This is a genomic window from Frondihabitans peucedani (genome assembly GCF_039537585.1).
Taxonomy (GTDB): Bacteria; Actinomycetota; Actinomycetes; order Actinomycetales; family Microbacteriaceae; genus Frondihabitans; species Frondihabitans peucedani.
The window spans coordinates 2,138,306-2,157,402 of the sequence record NZ_BAABAU010000001.1; the positions used below are offsets into that span (position 1 = coordinate 2,138,306).

Sequence of the window (19,097 nt, forward strand, 5' to 3'; positions counted from 1 at the left end):
ACCCGCCGGGTCCGTCCCAGCACTACGACAACGTCGACACTTTTATAAAAGGGATACACATTGATCGAAGCAACAACATTCGATGAGCTGCGGATCGGCCTCGCTACGGCCGAGAACATCCGCGCCTGGTCACACGGCGAGGTCAAGAAGCCGGAGACCATCAACTACCGCACGCTGAAGCCCGAGAAGGACGGCCTCTTCGGAGAGCAGATCTTCGGACCGAGCCGCGACTGGGAGTGCGCCTGCGGCAAGTACAAGCGAGTCCGCTTCAAAGGCATCGTCTGCGAGCGCTGCGGCGTCGAGGTCACCAAGTCCTCGGTCCGTCGTGAGCGCATGGGCCACATCGAGCTCGCCGCGCCCGTCACGCACATCTGGTACTTCAAGGGTGTTCCGTCGCGTCTCGGCTACCTGCTCGACATGGCTCCGAAGGACCTCGAGAAGGTCATCTACTTCGCGGCCTACATGGTCATCTCGATCGACGAGGAGGGCCGTCACGCCGACATGCCCGGCCTCGAGAACGAGCTCCGCCTCGAGATCAAGCAGCTCGAGTCGCAGCGCGACAGCCGCATCGCCGACCGTCTGAAGAAGCTCGAGGACGACCTCGCCGCCCTGGAGGCGGAGGGTGCCAAGAGCGACCAGAAGCGTCGCGCGAAGGACGGCGCCGAGAAGGAGATGTCGCAGACGCGCAAGTCGTTCGACGAGGACATCAACCGCCTCGAGCGCGTCTGGGAGGACTTCCGCTCGCTCAAGGTCGGCGACCTCAAGCCCGAGGACGCCGTCTTCCACGAGCTCCAGGACCGCTTCGGCATCTACTTCGAGGCCCACATGGGCGCCGAGGCGATCCAGAAGCGCCTGCAGTCGTTCGACCTGGAGGCCGAGGCCGAGGTCCTGCACGACCAGATCGCGAACGGCAAGGGTCAGAAGAAGATCCGCGCCATCAAGCGCCTGCGCGTCGTGTCGAGCTTCCTGTCGACCGGCAACTCGCCGGCCGCCATGGTGCTCGAGGTCGTCCCGGTCATCCCGCCGGAGCTCCGCCCGATGGTGCAGCTCGACGGTGGCCGCTTCGCGACCTCCGACCTCAACGACCTCTACCGTCGCGTGATCAACCGCAACAACCGTCTCCGTCGTCTGCTCGACCTCGGCGCGCCCGAGATCATCGTCAACAACGAGAAGCGGATGCTGCAGGAGGCCGTCGACGCGCTGTTCGACAACGGTCGCCGCGGTCGTCCCGTCACCGGCACCGGCAACCGCGCCCTGAAGTCCCTGAGCGACATGCTCAAGGGAAAGCAGGGTCGTTTCCGCCAGAACCTGCTCGGCAAGCGCGTCGACTACTCGGGTCGTTCCGTCATCATCGTCGGACCGACGCTGAAGCTGCACCAGTGCGGTCTGCCCAAGCAGATGGCTCTCGAGCTCTTCAAGCCGTTCGTGATCAAGCGCCTCATCGACCTCAGCCACGCTCAGAACATCAAGAGCGCCAAGCGCATGGTCGAGCGTTCGCGCCCGCAGGTCTGGGACGTCCTCGAAGAGATCATCCGTGAGCGCCCGGTCCTCCTGAACCGTGCTCCCACGCTGCACCGCCTGGGCATCCAGGCCTTCGAGCCGCTCCTCGTCGAGGGCAAGGCCATCCAGCTGCACCCGCTCGTCTGCGCCGCCTTCAACGCGGACTTCGACGGCGACCAGATGGCCGTCCACCTCCCGCTGAGCGTCGAGGCCCAGGCCGAGGCCCGCATCCTGATGCTGGCGTCGAACAACATCCTGAAGCCGTCCGACGGTCGTCCGGTGACCCTGCCCGCCCAGGACATGATCATCGGTCTGCACCACCTGACCACGGTCACCGAGGGTGCGACGGGCGAGGGCCGCGCGTTCTCGTCGGTCTCCGAGGCGATCCTGGCCAAGGATCAGGGCTCGCTCGACCTCAACGCCGTCGTCAAGATCCGCATCCCGGGTCTGACGTTCGCCGAGGGTCAGGCTCCGGCCGGTTACGTCGAGGGTGACACCACCCTGGTCGAGACCACGCTGGGCCGTGCGATCTTCAACGAGGCGCTCCCGGCCGACTACCCGTTCGTCCAGGAGGTCACCGACAAGGGCGTCCTCTCGACGATCGTCAACGACCTCGCCGAGCGGTACCCGAAGGTCGCCGTCGCGGCGGCTCTCGACAACATCAAGGACGCGGGCTTCTACTGGGCTTCGCGTTCCGGTGTGACCGTCGCTCTCTCGGACATCCTCACGCCTCCGCGCAAGCCGGAGATCGTCGCGGGCTACGAGAAGCAGGCCGCGGCCGTCCAGGGCGAGTTCGACAAGGGCCTCATCTCCGACGCCGAGCGTCGCGCCGACCTGATCAAGATCTGGACGGAGGCGACCAACGAGGTCGCCGCTGCGATGCGCGAGAACTTCCCGAAGAACAACACCATCAACCGCATGGTGACCTCGGGTGCTCGTGGTAACTGGCTGCAGGTCCGCAACATCGCGGGCATGCGAGGCCTGGTGAACAACCCGAAGGGCGACATCATCCCTCGTCCGATCATCTCCTCGTACCGCGAGGGGCTGTCGGTGGCCGAGTACTTCATCGCGACGCACGGTGCCCGCAAGGGTCTGGCCGACACGGCTCTCCGTACGGCCGACTCGGGGTACCTGACCCGTCGTCTGGTCGACGTGTCGCAGGACGTCATCATCCGTGAGGACGACTGCGGTACGACGCGCGGGCTCGAGATGCCCATCGCGGCTCCCGACTCCACCGGCAAGCTGGTGCGCGACGCGACGGTCGAGAACACCGTCTACGCCCGCACGCTGTCTGCCGAGGCTGTCGACCCGAAGGGCACCGTCGTGGCCGAGGCCGGCGCCGATGTCGGAGACGTCCTGATCGACCAGCTGGTCGCCGCGGGCGTCGAGACCATCAAGGTCCGCTCGGTCCTGACCTGCGAGTCGGCCGTCGGTGTCTGTGCGAAGTGCTACGGCCGTTCGCTCGCCACCGGCAACCTCGTCGACATCGGAGAGGCCGTCGGCATCATCGCGGCCCAGTCGATCGGCGAGCCCGGCACGCAGCTGACCATGCGCACCTTCCACACCGGTGGTTCGGCCTCGGCCGACGACATCACGCAGGGTCTGCCCCGCGTCACCGAGCTGTTCGAGGCCCGCACCCCCAAGGGTGCGTCCCCGATCGCCGATGCCGCAGGCCGAGTCACGATCGAGGACACCGACCGTGCCCGCCGCGTGATCCTCACCCCCGACAACGGCGACGAGCCGGTCATCTACCCCGTCCTCAAGCGCTCGACCCTCCTCATCGAGGACGGTCAGCACGTCGAGCTCGGTCAGCAGATCATCGCCGGTGCCGTCGACCCGAAGGAAGTCCTCCGGGTCAAGGGCGTGCGAGCCGTGCAGCAGCACCTGGTGGGAGGCGTCCAGGACGTCTACCGCTCGCAGGGTGTGCCGATCCACGACAAGCACATCGAGGTCATCGTCCGTCAGATGCTCCGCAAGGTGACCGTCGTCGACCACGCCGACACCGACCTGCTCCCCGGTGAGCTCGTCGACCGGATGCGCTACAACGAGATCAACCGCGCCGCCCTGACCGAGGGCAAGAAGACGGCTTCGGCTCGTCAAGAGGTCCTCGGTATCACCAAGGCGTCGCTGGCGACCGAGTCGTGGCTGTCGGCCGCTTCCTTCCAGGAGACCACGCGTGTCCTCACGCAGGCCGCCATGGAGGGCAAGAGCGACCCGCTGATGGGCCTCAAGGAGAACGTCATCATCGGAAAGCTGATCCCGGCCGGTACCGGCCTCAGCCGTTACCGCGACGTGGCCGTCGAGGCCACCGAAGAGGCGAAGGCCGAGCGCTACCCGAACCGTGTCTTCACCGACGACGCGTCGTTCAACGAGGCTGACCTCAGCTTCGTCGACTTCGACTCGTTCTCGAGCGACGACTTCACCCCGGGCACGTACAACTAATATCCGAACAACTAAGCAGCAGCCCTGCAACGAAAGGCCCCGTCGCACTCACGTGCGGCGGGGCCTTTCGGCGTTCTGGACCGAGCTGCTTCGGGAAGCGCTACTTGGCTTCGCGCACCGACTGTCGCTTCCACCCGACGCCGATGGGAACCACGATGAACAGGAGGAACGACGTGAGCGCCGGCCCGATGCCCACGCCGGTGCCCTGGGTCGTCCACCAGCTCCATTCGGGCGCGGTCATCCAGGCGCTGAAGGCGAGGATGGAGATCCAGGGGGCGACCTCAGGCAGTGGAATGGCGACCAGGATGTCGAACAGGATCGGAAGCAGGATCGTCACCGTGATCGCAACCGGCGTATTCAAGAGTAGAAAGCCCGCGGCGACACCCGTCAGAGCGGCCGCGATCGACAGGCCCGTGATCGACCCCAGCGCGCCGAGGGTCGCCCACGAGCCCACGGACTCGACGCGAGCGTGAGGCGTGAGCAGAAAGACGACGACTGAGACGAGCGCCACCGCTGCCGCCACGGCGACGATCAACAGGATCGCCGCAGCCAGACGCGCAGCCAGGACGATCGATCGGCGGGGCACCAGCGCGAACGTCGTCATGGCCGATCGCTGCGTCCAGTCGCCCGTCGCGGCGAGGATCGCCAGGATGGGCAACAACGCGGGCATGGGCAGGGTGGCTCCGCGCACGTAGTCGGCGAAGTCCTCCACTCTTGTGATCGTGTTGATGGCCAGGGCGCAGGCGCAGAGGACGACCATGACGACGAGGAGCCACCGAGACGCTCTCGTGTCGACGCACTTCCGGAGCTCTGTCTGGAGGACGCGCGCGAAGGTCACTTCTTCGCCTCCTCTCGCTTGTCGACGGGGAAGAAGTCGAGCTTCCCACCCTGGAACTCAGCGGTGGTCGAGGCTGCGAAGAGGTCGCGGAGCGCGTGAGGCGATGAACTCGTGAGGGACGTCATCGGCGTCCGGGACTCGGCTGACATGTGCCAGATCGTCTCGGGATCCGTAGCGGCCTCGATTCGACCGCTGGCCGGGTCGAGGGCCCACCGGATCTCACGCCGGTCGAGTTCGGCGGTGATGGCCTCGGGAGCGTTCGCTGTGAACGTGCTCGCACGGCGCATCTCGTCGTCGGAACGGCTGCTTTCGTGGACCATGCGGCCACTGTCGAGGATGACGAGGTGATCGGCGACGGAGTCGACATCGTCCAGGTGGTGACTCGAGAGGAGGACGGTGCCGCCGGCGGAAGCGAACTCGCTCAGGAAGTCGCCGAGCCAGGAGATGCCCTCGGGGTCGAGACCGTTGGCAGGCTCGTCGAGCAGGAGGCAGGCGGGTTCACCCAGGACGGCGATCGCGAGCCCGAGCCGTTGTCGCATGCCGAGCGAGAGAGTGCCGACGCGTCTCCGCGCGACTCCTTCGAGGCCCACGAACTCGAGGCATTCGCTGATTCGCGTCCTGGGCATGCCGATGAGGATGCAGGCGAGCCTCAGAGTCTCAGCCACGGAACGACCCGGGTGGTGCGCCCCCGCATCGAGGAGGACGCCCACCGTCCGACCCGGATTGTCCAGCTCCCGGATCGTCCGACCGTTGAATGTCGCGGTTCCGCTGTCGGGGCGAGTCAGGCCGACGATCATGCGGAGGCTCGTCGATTTGCCGGAGCCGTTCGGGCCGAGGAAAGCCGTGACGGTGCCGGGCTCGCACCGGAACGTCAGGGAGTCGACGGAGACGACGTCGCCGTACCGCTTCGAGAGAGCCGTGACTGCGATGCTCGTGGGTCTCATGCCAGCGCTCTGACGATCGCGACCACAGCGGCTCCGAGGCACAGGGGGAGCGCGGCCATGAGGGCGTGTCGGGGAGCCGCACGGTCGCCAGCCCGACGTCCGAGGTGAGCGAAGAGGGCGAACGCAGCCGCAAGGGGCACGAACGCGGCGGGGCTGTCGGCGGCGACCAGGATGAGGGTGAGCGTCGCAAGCGCGAAGCAGCTCCAGGATTCCGTTCTCACAAGGCGAGGCCGGCCCGCGTTTTCCGATTCATGGTGTGTCACTGATGTCCGATCTCGTGCAGGGAGGGCGCGGCGACTCTGGCAGGTCAGGCGTGGGCACAACCAACACTGTCGTACTCCATGGAAGATGTCACATCCGATTGGTGCGAATCCGGCGCCAGCCACGCCAGCAGCGCCGGCGCACCCCCAACGGGTGGCACTCCGATTGGGATATGTACCCCGCGTCGGCGAGAGGCGAAGCTTGCCTGGCCCGGGGAGATCGCCCGAGCACCGCCGCGTGCACCCCGAAGCGCGGCCCCTGTCCGAGGAGGTTCCGCATGGCGTCGATGACCGAGATCCTGATCTTGCACGGTCTGCTGCCGATCGAGCAGCTCGACCTGATGTCGAACCCGTCCGACGAGGAGGCCTCGGTCCGCGACCTGCTGCAGCGGGGCGTCGTCTCGGAGCTGCAGATCGCGAAGGCCCGCGCGCAGGCGGCGAACATGTCGTTCGTCGAGCTTGTCGACTACCCGGTCGATCGCAACGCGGTCACGATGGTCTCGTCGGCCGTCTGCCGCCGGCACAACGCGCTGCCGATCGCCATCCACGACGGCCTCCTGCTCGTCGCCGTGAGCGACGCGGGCAACGTGTTCGCACTCGACGACGTGCGAGCGGCGTCCAGGATGTCCATCGAGTGGGTGATGGCCGAGAAGAACGACCTGAAGGCGGCTATCGACCGCTACATCCGCGCCGACGACGAACTGAACGACCTGACCTCGACCCTGGAGGAGGAGAACACCGCCTCCGACCAGTCGGCGATGGACATCGCCTCGGGCCCGGACGACGACGTCCCGATCGTCCGGTTCGTGAACCTCCTGGTCAGCCAGGCGATCACCGACAAGGCCTCCGACATCCACATCGAGCCCGGCGAGAACGAGGTCCGGGTCCGGTACCGCATCGACGGCGTCCTGCACGAGATGCAGCCGGCGCCGAAGAGCATCCAGAACGGCGTGATCTCCCGCCTCAAGATCATGAGCGACATCGACATCGCCGAGCGCCGCAAGCCTCAGGACGGCCGCATGTCGGTCCGCCACGGCAATCGGCAGATCGACCTCCGCGTCGCGACGCTCCCCACCGTGTGGGGCGAGAAGGTCGTCATGCGGATCCTCGACAACTCCAACACGACCCTGAGCCTCCGCGACCTCCACATGCTCGAGCGCAACTTCGACGTGTTCGCGGAGTCGTACTCGAAGCCCTACGGGATGATCCTGGTCACGGGCCCGACGGGTTCCGGCAAGTCGACGACGCTCTACACGACGCTCAACGCCGTCGCCCGCCCCGAGATCAACGTCATCACGGTCGAGGACCCGGTCGAGTACCGGATGAAGGGCATCAACCAGGTCCAGGTGAACCCGAAGGCGGGCCTCACCTTCGCCAGCGCGCTCCGCAGCATCCTGCGGTCCGACCCGGATGTCGTCCTGCTCGGTGAGATCCGCGACCACGAGACGGCGCAGATCGCCATCGAGGCGTCGCTGACCGGCCACCTCGTGCTGTCGACGCTGCACACGAACGATGCTCCGAGCGCCATCGTGCGGCTCACCGAGATGGACATCGAGCCGTTCCTCGTCGGCTCGGCGCTCGACTGCGTCGTCGCCCAGCGCCTCGCGCGCCGCCTCTGCGACCGCTGCAAGCGTCCCGCCGACTACACGCCGATGCACCTCAACGCCCTCAAGTTCCACATCGACCCCGACCAGGCCCCTCCCGTGATCTACGAGCCCGCCGGCTGCCAGTCCTGCTCGAACACGGGCTATCGGGGGCGCGTGGCGCTCCACGAGGTCATGAGCGTGTCGGAGGATATCGAACGCCTCGCCGTGAAGCGCGCCTCGAGCGCGGAGATCGGCCGACTCGCTCAGGCGCAGGGGATGCTGACCCTCCGCCAGGACGGCTGGGAGAAGGCCAAGCAGGGCCTCACCAGCGTCGAAGAGATCCTCCGAGTCGTCGCCTAGCCCCTCTCACTCGACCACCACCACACGAAGGACACTTCAATGAGTGACCCGCTCTACGACCCGCTCACCTCCCCCCAGGGTGCGCCGCGCCCCGTCTACTCGCTCGACGACGCCGAGGGCGCCGAGGCGGCGGGCGGCTGGACGCCTGCGCCGGTCGGGAGTCGCCGCTGGCTCCGCGAGCAGGAGCCCTCGTCGCCCCTGTCGCCGGGCGTCCAGGTGTTCCACGAGCTGATCGTTCCGGCTTCCGGGACAGCGCTCGAGAACCCGGCCTCCTTCGACCCGGGCACCCCTCCCGAGTCGCCCCAGGTCTTCGACCTGCCCGCTCCGACCGCGGCCCCGGCCTGGCCGGCGTCGTCGTTCCCGGAGCCGCAGTCGTGGTCGGCGCCCGCCCCGTCTGCGTCCACTCCCGCGCTCGACTTCGCCGCCCCCGCGATCCTGCCCGAACCCGCTCTGGACTTCGCGCCGCCCGCTCCGACCCTCGCCTTCGTGCCGAACCCCGCGCACGTGGCGCAGCCTGTCGAGCAGGAGGAGACGTTCGACCCGCACGGAGCCGCCGCCGGCATCCAGCTCAGCGAGCACGCCGCGCACGAGGCCGACAAGGACCTCATCGAAGCGCTCTGCCAGGTCGTCGTCCAGGGCGGTTCCGACCTCCACGTGACGGTCGACGCGGCGCCGACGATCCGCGTCGACGGCCACCTGCAGCCGGTGCTCTCGCCGGTCCCGTGGGGCCGCGACAAGGTCCGGACGGCTCTCGCGAGCCTCCTGAACGCCGACCGCCAGGATGCCTTCGACGTCGAGCTCGAGCTCGACTTCGCTTACTCGCTGTCGACCGAGTCCCGCTTCCGCGTGAACTTCTACCAGCAGCGCGGCGTCCTCGGCGCCGTCTTCCGCCTCATCCCGACGGAGATCAAGACGCTCGCCCAGCTCGGCATGGATCCGGCGATCGCCCGCTTCGCCGGCATGCCGCGCGGTCTCGTGCTCGTCACGGGCCCAACCGGCTCCGGGAAGTCGACGACTCTCGCCGCCCTGATCGACCTCGTCAACGAGACTCGTGCCGACCACATCGTGACGGTCGAGGACCCGATCGAGTTCCTGCACACCCACAAGAAGGCCCTCGTCAACCAGCGCGAGGTCGGCTCCGACACGCACAGCTTCGCGAACGCGCTGAAGCACGTGCTCCGGCAGGACCCCGACGTGATCCTGATCGGCGAGCTCCGCGACCTCGAGACGATCTCGGTCGCGCTGACTGCCGCCGAGACCGGCCACCTCGTCTTCGCGACCCTCCACACGCAGGATGCCGCTCAGACGATTGACCGCGTCATCGACGTGTTCCCGCCCCATCAGCAGGATCAGGTGCGCACGCAGCTCGCCTCGACCCTGCAGGGCGTGGTCTGCCAGACCCTCGTCCCTCGCGCTTCGGGCCGAGGCCGCATCGTCGCCACCGAGATCATGATGATGACCCCCGCCGTCGGGAACCTCATCCGCGAGGGCAAGACCTACCAGATCGCCTCGTCGATGCAGGCTGGCCGCGACCTCGGAATGCACACCATGGACCAGGATCTCGCCGACCTGGTCAACACCGGAAAGGTCACCCTCAAGGCGGCCATGGACAAGGTGCACGACGCCGAGGGCTTCCACCGCCTCGTGACCCGCACCGACACCGGTGCCTCGCAGGGCCTCGCGGCCGGCGGGATCGACTTCGGCGACGCCTTCTCGAGGAGCGAGCACTGATGGCCGCAGCACTGACCTACGCCTACCGCGGGCGCGACTCCGCCGGCAAGGTCGTCAAGGGGAAGGTCCAGGCCTCGAGCGAGGGCGCCGTCGTGACCCGGCTCCGCACCATGGGCGTCTCACCGATCGCGATCTCCGAGTCGAACGCGACGGGCCTCCAGCGCGAGATCTCGATCCCGGGCTTCTCGAAGGGCGTGAAACTCAAGGACCTCGCGATCATGGCCCGCCAGATGTCGACGATGATCTCGTCGGGTCTGTCGCTGCTGAAAGCCCTCTCGATCCTCGCCGAGCAGACCGAGAACGAGAAGCTCGCGAAGATCATGACCGAGATCCGCGAGGACGTCGAGACCGGCGTCTCGTTCTCGGACGCTATCGGGAAGCACTCGCAGTACCTCCCGCCGATCATGATCAACATGGTTCGCGCCGGTGAGACCGGCGGATTCCTCGACGGGGCGCTCGACTCCCTCGCCGAGAACTTCGAGAAGGAGGTCAAGCTGATGAACACGATCAAGTCGGCGATGACCTACCCGGTCGTGGTCCTGGTCATGTCGCTCGTCGCGGTCGTCGTCATGCTGACCTTCATCGTGCCGATCTTCAGCAGCATGTTCGCGTCCCTCGGCGGCAAATTGCCTCTCCCGACTCAGCTCCTGGTCTATGCGTCGCACGCCATGGTCTACGTCGTGCCGATCCTCATCGTGGTGATCATCGCGTTCTCCGCCTGGTGGCGGACGAACAAGAACACGGAGCGCGTGCGGGCTTTCGTCGATCCGCTCAAACTCAAGCTGCCGGTCTTCGGACCCCTGATCCAGAAGATCGCGATCGCGCGCTTCAGCCGCAACTTCTCGAACATGATCGGCGCCGGCGTGCCGATCCTGACGGCGCTCAGGATCGTCGGGGAGGTCTCAGGCAACTACGTGCTGCAGAAAGCCCTCGTGACAGTGGCGGAGTCGGTCCGCCAGGGTGAGTCGATCGCCGTGCCGCTCAACGAGGCTCGGGTCTTCCCGGCAATGGTCACGCAGATGATCTCCGTGGGAGAAGACGCCGGCTCACTCGAGACCATGCTCGAGAAGATCGCTCTGTTCTACGACGACGAGGTCCAGGCGACCACGGAAGCCCTCACGTCGTTGATCGAGCCCCTCCTGATCGCGTTCCTCGGCGTCGTGGTCGGCGGCATGATCGTGGCTCTCTACCTGCCGATCTTCCAGATCACCTCGCTCATCCACTGACGGAGAAAGACAACGCGTGAAGCCCACCGGCTCGTCGGCCGGTGGGCTTGGTGCGTGCAAGCGCGTCCGGAGACACACGGCCCCTGGCCAGGGGATACCCGAACCGGGGCCGCCCGGACTGGGGTCAGTGAACCTGGCAAAACCCCCCGGACGCGGGATTCTGTCCCCCTGGCTCCCGCCTCTAGCGTCGGTCTCGGCAGGCAGAGCTTGCCTCCGCCACTCCTCATTCCCCCACTTCCGACAGGACACGAAATGCACGCAGTGATCATGGGCAAGCTCAACGCTCGCCGAAAGAACCTGACGCAGGATGCCGACAAGGGCTTCACCCTCATCGAGCTCCTGGTCGTCGTCATCATCATCGGCATCCTCGCCGCCATCGCCATCCCGGTGTACCTGGGCGTCCAGAACAACGCCAAGAACTCCGGCACCCAGTCCGACATCACCAACCTCAAGACCGCCGTCGTCAGCCTCCAGACCTCGAACTCATCGCTTCCCGCGAAGTTCCCCTCCGGGGCCATCACGACCGGGACGTTCCCGACCGTGAACAGTGTTGCGACCGCCTTCTCCGACGCCGGCGCGACGTTCTCCAGCAGCACGAAGTCGCTCAACTACGGTCCCACGGGCACCAGCGGTGACTTCTGCATCGTGGGTGTGAGCGCTGGTGGCGGCACGTTCTACGCAACATCGTCGGCCGGTGTTTCGACCACTCCCTGCACCATCACCTGATATACGACGACCCCGTTTCCGGAAGGGCCGATCTCGCTGAGCGGGATCGGCCCTTCCTTGTCATCGATCAGCGGGGTCGAGGTGCCCCGGACTGGGGACGCTCAAACGCTCGAAACCCCCCGGACGCGGGATTCTGTACCCCTCCGCGCGCCCATAGCGTCAGTAGTGGCAGGCGAGCTTGCCGCCTCGACCCCCCTCCCACCACACCAGAACGGACCACCTATGTACGCGCAGCTCATGGGCAAGCTCAACGCTCGCCGCAAGAACCTCACCCAGGACGCCGACAGGGGCTTCACGCTCATCGAGCTCCTCGTCGTCGTCATCATCATCGGCATCCTCGCCGCGATCGCGATCCCCGTGTATCTCGGTGTACAGAACAACTCGAAGGACTCCAACGTCCAGTCGGATCTGACGAACGCGAAGACGGCCATCGTCTCCATCCAGACCAGCTCGGGCACCGTGCCGTCCTCGACGACGGACGTGAGCGGAATCACCGGTATCGCTGACGCCGGCTACACCCGCAACGCGACCACCACGGGCCTCATCACGCTCCAGTCCTCGACCACCACCGGAAAGTTCTGCGTCGCCGCGAAGAGCACCACCGGCAGCGTCTACTACGCCACCGAGAGCACCGGCGTCACGAAGGTCGGCACCCTTCCCGGCACCTGCACCGCCCCCACCGCTCCGTAAAGAGAGACGTACCGGGGGTAGACGCGAGCGCGCGCCTGCCCCCGGCGCCCTACAGCCCGTATTCACACGAACCCGAGGAGGTGATGAACACCATGAAGCGCTTCTCCCAGCGACTCCGCTCGATCGTCGAGCGCGACCAGGAGTCCGGTCTCGGCCTGATCGAGGTCGTCGTCGCCATGATGGTCTTCACACTCATCTCCCTCGGGGTCGCAGCGACCATCACCAATTCCCTCCTCCTCACCCGCGACGGCCGCGCGCGGACGGCCGCCGCGAACCTCATCGCGCAGGACCTCGATCTGCAGAGGTCGATCACCGACGTCTTCGCCGTGCAGAGCAAGACCTGGGACGTCACCCTCCAGGGCCTGACGTACCACGTCGTCAGGACGGTCGCGTGGAACACGTCCTCGACGGCCACCAGCGCGTGCGGCTCGGGCACCGGGACGCTCCAGTTCAAGACGGTCCGCGACAACGTGACCTGGGATGGACAGCGCGGCACGGGATCCGTCTCGTCCGCCACCGTCCTCGCGCCGAACTCGCGCATCAACGACCCGTCGCTCGGCACGATCATCGTGGCCGTGACCGGCGCCAATGGTGCGGGACTCCCCGGCGTCAACGTGACCATCGCCCCGACCGCCAGCAACAGCAACGGCGCCGCAGCCGTCGCTACTCCCGCCGCGACCGACGCCAACGGCTGCACCTACGCGCTGAAGGTCAAGCCGGGCAACTACCAGGTGTCCATCGCCAAGGCGAACGGCATCGACATCAATCAGGTGGCCAACCCGACATTCACGCCGGCCGTGGCTGTCGCAGGATCGGCCACCACCGTCCCCTTCACCTACGACTCCGCTGCCAAGCTCACTCTCAAGTACGCGTCCAACTACAAGAACACCGCGGCGCTCCCGACAGACCTCGATCTCACCTTCAACTCCACGACCGGGGGAATCGACACGTTCAAGCCGGGTGCCACCAACCCCGTCTCCCTGTTCCCCTTCTCCTCCTATACCTACGAGGCGGGCGCACTGGTCCCGTCGGGGCTCACCGACGCCAACAACGCCCCCATCAAGTCGTGCCTCAACGTCGACCCCGCCAACTGGACCGCGAAGAACAGTGCGGGCGTGGCCGGCGCGAGCTTCCCCACCGGTGCATCGGCGGGTGCTGCAGCCACGGTGAACATCCCCATGGGAGTTGTCAAGCTGCCCGATGCGTCGGGGATCACCGGGATCATCGCCACGTCGGTGAACTCGACGGCCAACGGTGATCCCGGCTGCCAGACCGCGGTCCAGTACACCTTCGCCGCGGCGGCCGGAGCGCCCGTCATCGCGCTTCCCTTCGGCACGTGGAAGTTCGCGACCCTCGGGGGGCTCCTGGGCATTACCCCGGCCGCGAACGCCATCCAGACCGGCGGCACCGTGAGCGGCGCCAACGTCACCCTGGACCCGCGCGGGGTGACGCCGTGATCCGGGTCGTGCGGGCCCGACTCGAGGTCGTCGCCGATGCTCGTGGCTCGGAGCGAGGGCTCTCGCTGGCGGAACTCCTCGTCGCCATGACGGTCTTCGGCATCCTCCTCGCGATGACAGCCGGATTCATGGTCAACGCGAGCCGCGCGAACATCACGAACAGGACGATCGACTCGACCAACCGCACGGCAGCGAATGCCATGGACGAGGTGACGCGCGTTCTCCGCGGCGCCGCGACGAATACGGTCGCGAACCAGAGCCTCCCCGATCCTGCGTTCGCCCAGGCGACCGACAACGCGCTCACCGTCTACAGCTACGTCGACCTCAGCACGTCGAAAGTCGCCCCCGTGAAGGTGCAGTTCTTCGTGGACGCGTCCAAGAACCTCGTCGAGTGGAAGTGGGCAGCCACTCCCGCGGGCGTCAATTTCACGTTCCCGTCATCGGCGAGCTGCGCGACCTCCTGCACCAGCAGGATCCTGGGATCGCCCGTGGTCCTGCCCGCCGCCGGCGGCCCGAAGCTGTTCACCTACCTGGACTCGACGGGGACCGCCATCGCGACAGTCGGGGGCGTCCTCCCGGCCGCCGTGGTCAACAACGTCGCCGCCGTGACGATCTCCCTGCAGTTCGGCAGCACCTCTAGCGCAAATCAGTCGACGCTGCTCACGAACTCCGTCGGGCTGCCCAACCTCAATGTCGCGAGGACCAACTGATGCTCAGACTCCTCCGCGCCCGCTTCGCTCGTCGCCTCCTCCGCGTCGTCCGTGCCGGTGACGACGAGCGCGGTATGGCGCTCGCCACCGTGGTCATCCTCGGGACGGTCCTCATGCTCATGAGCGGGATCATCGTCTCCGTCTCCGTCTCCGGTGCGCAGAAGTCCGACTACGACGCCGACTGGAACGCTGCGGGCGCGGCCGCCTACGCCGGCGTCGAGGACTACCAGTCGAAACTGGCGAACGACAACTCGTACAGCCAGTACGGCGCGCTCGGCAACTCCGTCAGCAACCCCTTCAGTGCAGGCAGCACGTTCCTGGGGACCAACAACAACCCGGCGTTCGACCTCACCACCGGTCCTGCCGGGAAGTGGGCGCCGGTCGACCCGTCTGTACCGACGGGTGGCTCATACCGCTACCAGGTCGACAACTCCACCTATTCGAAGAACGGTGTCCTCCGCCTGCAGTCCACAGGACGCGTCGGCAACGTCACGCGCACCGTCGTCGCGAGCCTCAAGCAGTCCGGCTTCCTCGATTTCCTCTACTTCACCGACTACGAGATCCGCGATCCGGCTCTGACGGCGGGATGCACCGCCGCCTACGCCTGGGCCGTCTCGAACCGCCCGAACTGCACGACGATCCAATTCGGGCCGTCCGATGTCATCACGGGTCCTGCCCACAGCAACGACACCATGACGATCTGCGGCACCACCTTCGGCAGCACGGTCACCACCGGCAACCAGGGTTCGCCCTCGTTCGCGACTCCCGCCGGCACGTGCAACAACAGCGCGGTGTCGGTCAAGTACCGGCCGATCGTCCAGATGCCGTCCACCATCGGATCCCTGGTCCAGGAGACCCGCTCCGACCTCACCTCCTCGACGGTACCGCGTCCGGGCTGCCTCTACACGGGTCCGACCACGATCAAGTTCAACTCCGACGGCACGATGACCGTCTACTCCCCGTGGACGAAGAAGACGAACATCCAGGGCAACCCCGTCTCGGGCGGATCGGTGGCGGCCAACTGCGGCACGCCCGACTACTCGTCGAACGGGAACACCCTCGGAAGCCCTGGCGGCCAGACGATGCCCGTGATCGACAGCAACCTCATCTACGTGCAGAACGTGCCGCAGACGTCCGGCAGCGGCGACCCGAACTACTGGAACGGCAAGACCCCGAAGAACTACTCCTGCACGGGGGCTGACGGAACGTCGCCGGGCGACGGCGTCGGGTATCCGCTCGCCGGCGAGACTGCACCGTCGAGCTCGTCCTACAGCTGCACCAATGGTGACGCGTTCGTCCAGGGGACACTCGACGGCAAGGTCACCATCGCGGCCAACAACTACCTGTACGTGGTGAACGACATCCTCTACAAAGACAAGTCGTCCGACATCCTCGGCCTGATCGGCGAGAACAACGTCGTGGTCTTCAACCCCGCCAAGACGGTCACGTCGACGGGCCCCTGCGCCAACAACCGCTTCGCGACCTGCACGACGAGCTCTCTCGTCCTGATGGACCAGACGCAGGATCTCACGATCGACGCGGCCATCATGAGCGTCCTGCACTCGTTCACGGTCGAGAACTACGACCAGGATCAGACCAGGGGCAAGCTGACGGTTCTCGGAGCCATCGCTCAGAAGTTCCGCGGCCCGGTCGCCACGACTCAGGTCGTGACCTCGGGTTCCGCACCGGTCATCGTGACCGGGTTCGCGAAGGACTACCAGTACGACAAGCGCCTCGCGTTCCAGGCTCCGCCCAAGTTCCTCTCTCCCGTGTCCACCACCTACGGTCTCACGCAGGTCTCCGAGTCCAAGACGGCTTACTCGACTACGGGCGTGCCTCAGTGATCGCCATGGCCTCCGTCCTCGCCGCCGTCTTCGGCCTCGTGATCGGATCGTTCCTCAACGTCGTCGTCTACCGGGTTCCGGCCGGGATCTCCGTCAGCCGCCCTGCGAGCTCCTGCCCGACCTGCAAGTCCGAGATCCGGGCGTTCGACAACATCCCCGTGGTCAGCTGGCTCGCACTCGGCGGCAGGTGCCGCAGCTGCAAAACGTCCATCTCTGCTCGCTACCCCATCGTGGAGTCCCTCACAGGGGTCTTCTTCGTGATCGTCGTCGTCTCATTCCTCGCTCAGGCGCCGGAGACGCTCGCGTCCGCCGCCGTCGCCGCGCGCCTCCTCCGCGTCGCGGCCTTCCTGTACCTGGCAGCGATCAGCGTCGCCCTGGGCATCATCGACACTGAGCACAAGCGCCTGCCCGACCGCATCGTCCTGCCGTCCTACGGGGTCGCCGTCGCGCTCCTGACAGCATCGTCCGCCTTGGCGAACGACTGGGCCGACCTCGGTCGCGCCTGTGTCGGCCTCGGCATCCTGGGTGCCTTCTACTTCGCGGTCGCCTTCGCCTACCCGGCCGGAATGGGTCTCGGCGACGTCAAGCTCGCAGGCCTCCTCGGTCTCTACCTCGGATATCTCGGGTGGGGCCCCCTCATCGTGGGAGGCTTCTCCGCCTTCCTCCTCGGTGGACTCTTCTCCATCGTGCTGATCGCCCTCAAGCGGATCGGGAGGAAGGGCGGGATCCCCTTCGGTCCCTGGATGCTCGTCGGCGCATGGGTCGGCGTCTTCGCCGGCCGAGCCGTCTGGCACGGCTACCTGTCATTGATCGGTCTCGCCTCGTGATCACGAACGGCCAGGCCCCCGCCCCGAAGTCCTTGGAGTCGAAATGAGCAAGTCCATCGTCGGCGTCGACATCGGCACGGCGTCCCTCCGTGCTGTGGAGATCGCCAATCCGACCTCGTCGAAGCCCACACTCGTGCGCTACGGAGAAGTTCCCCTTCCCGAGGGATCGGTGAGTCGCGGTGAGGTCATCGAGGCCCTCACCGTTGCGCAGAGCATGAAGAGCCTGTGGTCACAGGCAGGGTTCAAGAGCAAGCAGGTGGTTCTCGGCATGGGCAACCAGCGAGTCCTCGCCCGAGATCTGACAGTGGCAAAGGCGTCCAAGGCCCGTATCCACGAGGCCCTGCCCTTCCAAGTGCAGGACATGCTGCCCATCCCCGTGGCGGACGCCCTCCTCGACTTCTATCCCGTGTCGGAGGGCATCGGCGAGCACGGTCCCGTCATCAACGGGCTTCTCATCGCCGCTGTGAAGGATGCCGTCCTCGGCAACGTGCGAGCGTCGAAGCTCGCGGGGCTCACCGCAGTCGGTGTCGACCTCATCCCGTTCGCGGTTTCGCGGCTGCTCGTCAACCGCCAGCACATGGCCGGGACGGTGGCGCTCATCGACATCGGGGCGGCGACGACGTCTGTCGTCCTCGTCTCGAACGGGGTCCCGCAGTTCGTGCGCCTGATCCCGTCGGGCGGCGACGACGTCACGGCCGATCTCGCGTCTCGTCTCGAGATCCCGCGGGATCTCGCTGAGGGGGCCAAGCGCACGCTCGGTCTCGTCGCATCCCGCGCCACGCAGGAGGACGCCACGGCCTCGCAGGTCATCTTCGAGACGACGAACGAACTCCTGGGCAGCCTCCGAAACACGGTCAGCTACTACGCCAACACGCGTCCGACCGAGACCGTGAGCCACATCGTCCTCTCCGGTGGGGGAGCGCAGCTGCAGGGTCTCCCTGAGGCGCTCGCCGAGGTCACGCGAATCCGAGTCGTCGCGGCCGATCCGTTTCAGGGGCTCGCGTTCGGACGCTCCGTGTCCGAACAGGATGTCCGTGCCAAGACCACCTCGCTCACCGTCGCCCTCGGCCTCGCTCTCGGAAGTGCAGCATGAAGTTCTATCTGACCAAGGCGGCACAGCGACAGGCGGAGAGCGGCGAGCCCAGATCGCAGGACGGAGCGCGCGCACGAGCATCTACAGCCTCGGCGGCGCTCGACGAGTCGTCGCGGAGGGCCAGGTCTCGTCGGAGTGTCGGACAGGCGCCTGCGCCGACTGCCACCGCTGCAAGCGCTCCTGCAGCGCCACCGCCGCCGATCTCGCGATCCAAGCCTGCCAAGGGCGTCATCGCCATCGGCGGCGTGCCCCGGGTCGACCTCCTCCCGCCGGAGGTGCGAGCCGAGCGGCACGCTGCCGTCAACGTCCGCCGAGCCTGGACAGGTGTCGTGGGTCTCGTCGTCATAGTCGGAGTCGCCGGGGCGACGGCCGCCATCTATGCAAGTGCGGCGACCGCGACGCTCGCGTCGTCGCAGAAAGAGACGTCCAGCCTCATCATGCAGTCGGCAGGCTTCTCCGAGGTCAACACGGTGCAGAACGAGACAGACCTCGTCGGCGCGGCTGTCCGGGTCGGTGGATCGACCGATATCGACTGGCCCTCCTACCTGGCGAAGGTCAAGGCCACCGTGCCGAACGGCATGGAGCTCGCGACGGTCACCATCGACTCCGCGACGCCGGTGGTCGCCTATGCGCAGGCCACCACGCCTCTCGAGGGACAGCGGGTGGCGACGCTCACCTTCTCGTCGACGAGTTCGTCCCTCCCGGACGTGCCCACGTGGCTGACCAGCCTTCGCACGCTCCCCGGGTACACGGACGCTTCGGCGGGCACTGTCGCGCTCTCCGCCGGCGTCTACACGTCAAACGTGGTCGTCCACGTCGACTCCGAGGCATTCTCCAAGGCCTACTCGAAAGAAGGCAAATGA

15 protein-coding genes are annotated in these 19,097 nt (G+C 66.7%); 12 read left to right on the forward strand and 3 right to left on the reverse strand.

Annotated elements, in window-relative coordinates; translation table 11 throughout:
• Positions 1–60: 60 nt before the first annotated feature.
• Positions 61–3,942 carry a DNA-directed RNA polymerase subunit beta' gene (locus tag ABD733_RS09980; RefSeq protein WP_344795560.1) on the forward strand — a complete coding sequence of 1,294 codons (3,882 nt, stop codon included), beginning with the start codon at positions 61–63 and terminating at the stop codon, positions 3,940–3,942.
• A gap of 100 nt (positions 3,943–4,042) precedes the next feature.
• Here ABD733_RS09980 and ABD733_RS09985 read toward each other — a convergent pair whose 3' ends face one another.
• From ABD733_RS09985 to ABD733_RS09995, 3 genes are all read right to left on the reverse strand, one after another.
• Positions 4,043–4,654 carry a hypothetical protein gene (locus ABD733_RS09985; RefSeq protein ID WP_344795562.1) on the reverse strand — a complete coding sequence of 204 codons (612 nt, stop codon included), beginning with the start codon at positions 4,652–4,654 and terminating at the stop codon, positions 4,043–4,045.
• Between the two features lie 122 nt (positions 4,655–4,776).
• A complete protein-coding gene (locus ABD733_RS09990) occupies positions 4,777–5,724 on the reverse strand; it encodes an ABC transporter ATP-binding protein (protein ID WP_344795564.1) in 948 nt (315 codons plus the stop codon).
• On the reverse strand, positions 5,721–5,945 hold the full coding sequence (locus tag ABD733_RS09995) for a hypothetical protein (protein WP_344795566.1): 225 nt from the start codon (positions 5,943–5,945) through the stop codon (positions 5,721–5,723). The genes ABD733_RS09990 and ABD733_RS09995 overlap by 4 nt, the downstream gene beginning before the upstream one ends.
• A gap of 317 nt (positions 5,946–6,262) precedes the next feature.
• On the opposite strand from ABD733_RS09995, the gene ABD733_RS10000 reads away from it, so the two are divergent.
• The 11 genes from ABD733_RS10000 to ABD733_RS10050 all read left to right on the forward strand — a co-directional run bounded on the left by ABD733_RS10000 (position 6,263) and on the right by ABD733_RS10050 (position 19,097).
• Complete coding sequence (locus ABD733_RS10000; protein WP_344795568.1) at positions 6,263–7,930, forward strand: GspE/PulE family protein; 1,668 nt, start codon at positions 6,263–6,265, stop codon at positions 7,928–7,930.
• 39 nt (positions 7,931–7,969) lie between these two features.
• Positions 7,970–9,661: a PilT/PilU family type 4a pilus ATPase gene (locus tag ABD733_RS10005; protein WP_344795570.1), complete on the forward strand. Its 1,692-nt coding sequence runs from the start codon at positions 7,970–7,972 to the stop codon at positions 9,659–9,661.
• Positions 9,661–10,887 (forward strand): type II secretion system F family protein, encoded by a 1,227-nt coding sequence (locus ABD733_RS10010; protein WP_344795572.1) that lies wholly within the window; start codon positions 9,661–9,663, stop codon positions 10,885–10,887. The genes ABD733_RS10005 and ABD733_RS10010 overlap by 1 nt, the downstream gene beginning before the upstream one ends.
• A 252-nt stretch (positions 10,888–11,139) precedes the next feature.
• Positions 11,140–11,613, forward strand: coding sequence for a type II secretion system protein (locus tag ABD733_RS10015; RefSeq protein WP_344795574.1), 474 nt, complete (start codon positions 11,140–11,142; stop codon positions 11,611–11,613).
• Positions 11,614–11,835: 222 nt separating this feature from the next.
• Complete coding sequence (locus ABD733_RS10020; protein WP_344795576.1) at positions 11,836–12,303, forward strand: type II secretion system protein; 468 nt, start codon at positions 11,836–11,838, stop codon at positions 12,301–12,303.
• An 83-nt stretch (positions 12,304–12,386) separates the two neighbouring features.
• Positions 12,387–13,760: a type IV pilus modification PilV family protein gene (locus ABD733_RS10025; RefSeq protein WP_344795577.1), complete on the forward strand. Its 1,374-nt coding sequence runs from the start codon at positions 12,387–12,389 to the stop codon at positions 13,758–13,760.
• Positions 13,757–14,470 (forward strand): PulJ/GspJ family protein, encoded by a 714-nt coding sequence (locus ABD733_RS10030; protein WP_344795579.1) that lies wholly within the window; start codon positions 13,757–13,759, stop codon positions 14,468–14,470. Before ABD733_RS10025 ends, ABD733_RS10030 begins: the two co-directional genes overlap by 4 nt.
• The gene (locus ABD733_RS10035; RefSeq protein WP_344795581.1) at positions 14,470–16,314 is read left to right on the forward strand and encodes a hypothetical protein; all 1,845 of its coding nucleotides are present in this window, start codon (positions 14,470–14,472) and stop codon (positions 16,312–16,314) included. The genes ABD733_RS10030 and ABD733_RS10035 overlap by 1 nt, the downstream gene beginning before the upstream one ends.
• Positions 16,315–16,319: 5 nt before the next feature.
• Positions 16,320–17,141, forward strand: coding sequence for a prepilin peptidase (locus tag ABD733_RS10040; protein ID WP_344795583.1), 822 nt, complete (start codon positions 16,320–16,322; stop codon positions 17,139–17,141).
• A 43-nt stretch (positions 17,142–17,184) separates the two neighbouring features.
• Positions 17,185–18,234 carry a type IV pilus assembly protein PilM gene (pilM, locus tag ABD733_RS10045; protein WP_344795585.1) on the forward strand — a complete coding sequence of 350 codons (1,050 nt, stop codon included), beginning with the start codon at positions 17,185–17,187 and terminating at the stop codon, positions 18,232–18,234.
• A 245-nt stretch (positions 18,235–18,479) separates the two neighbouring features.
• A complete protein-coding gene (locus tag ABD733_RS10050; RefSeq protein ID WP_344795587.1) occupies positions 18,480–19,097 on the forward strand; it encodes a hypothetical protein in 618 nt (205 codons plus the stop codon).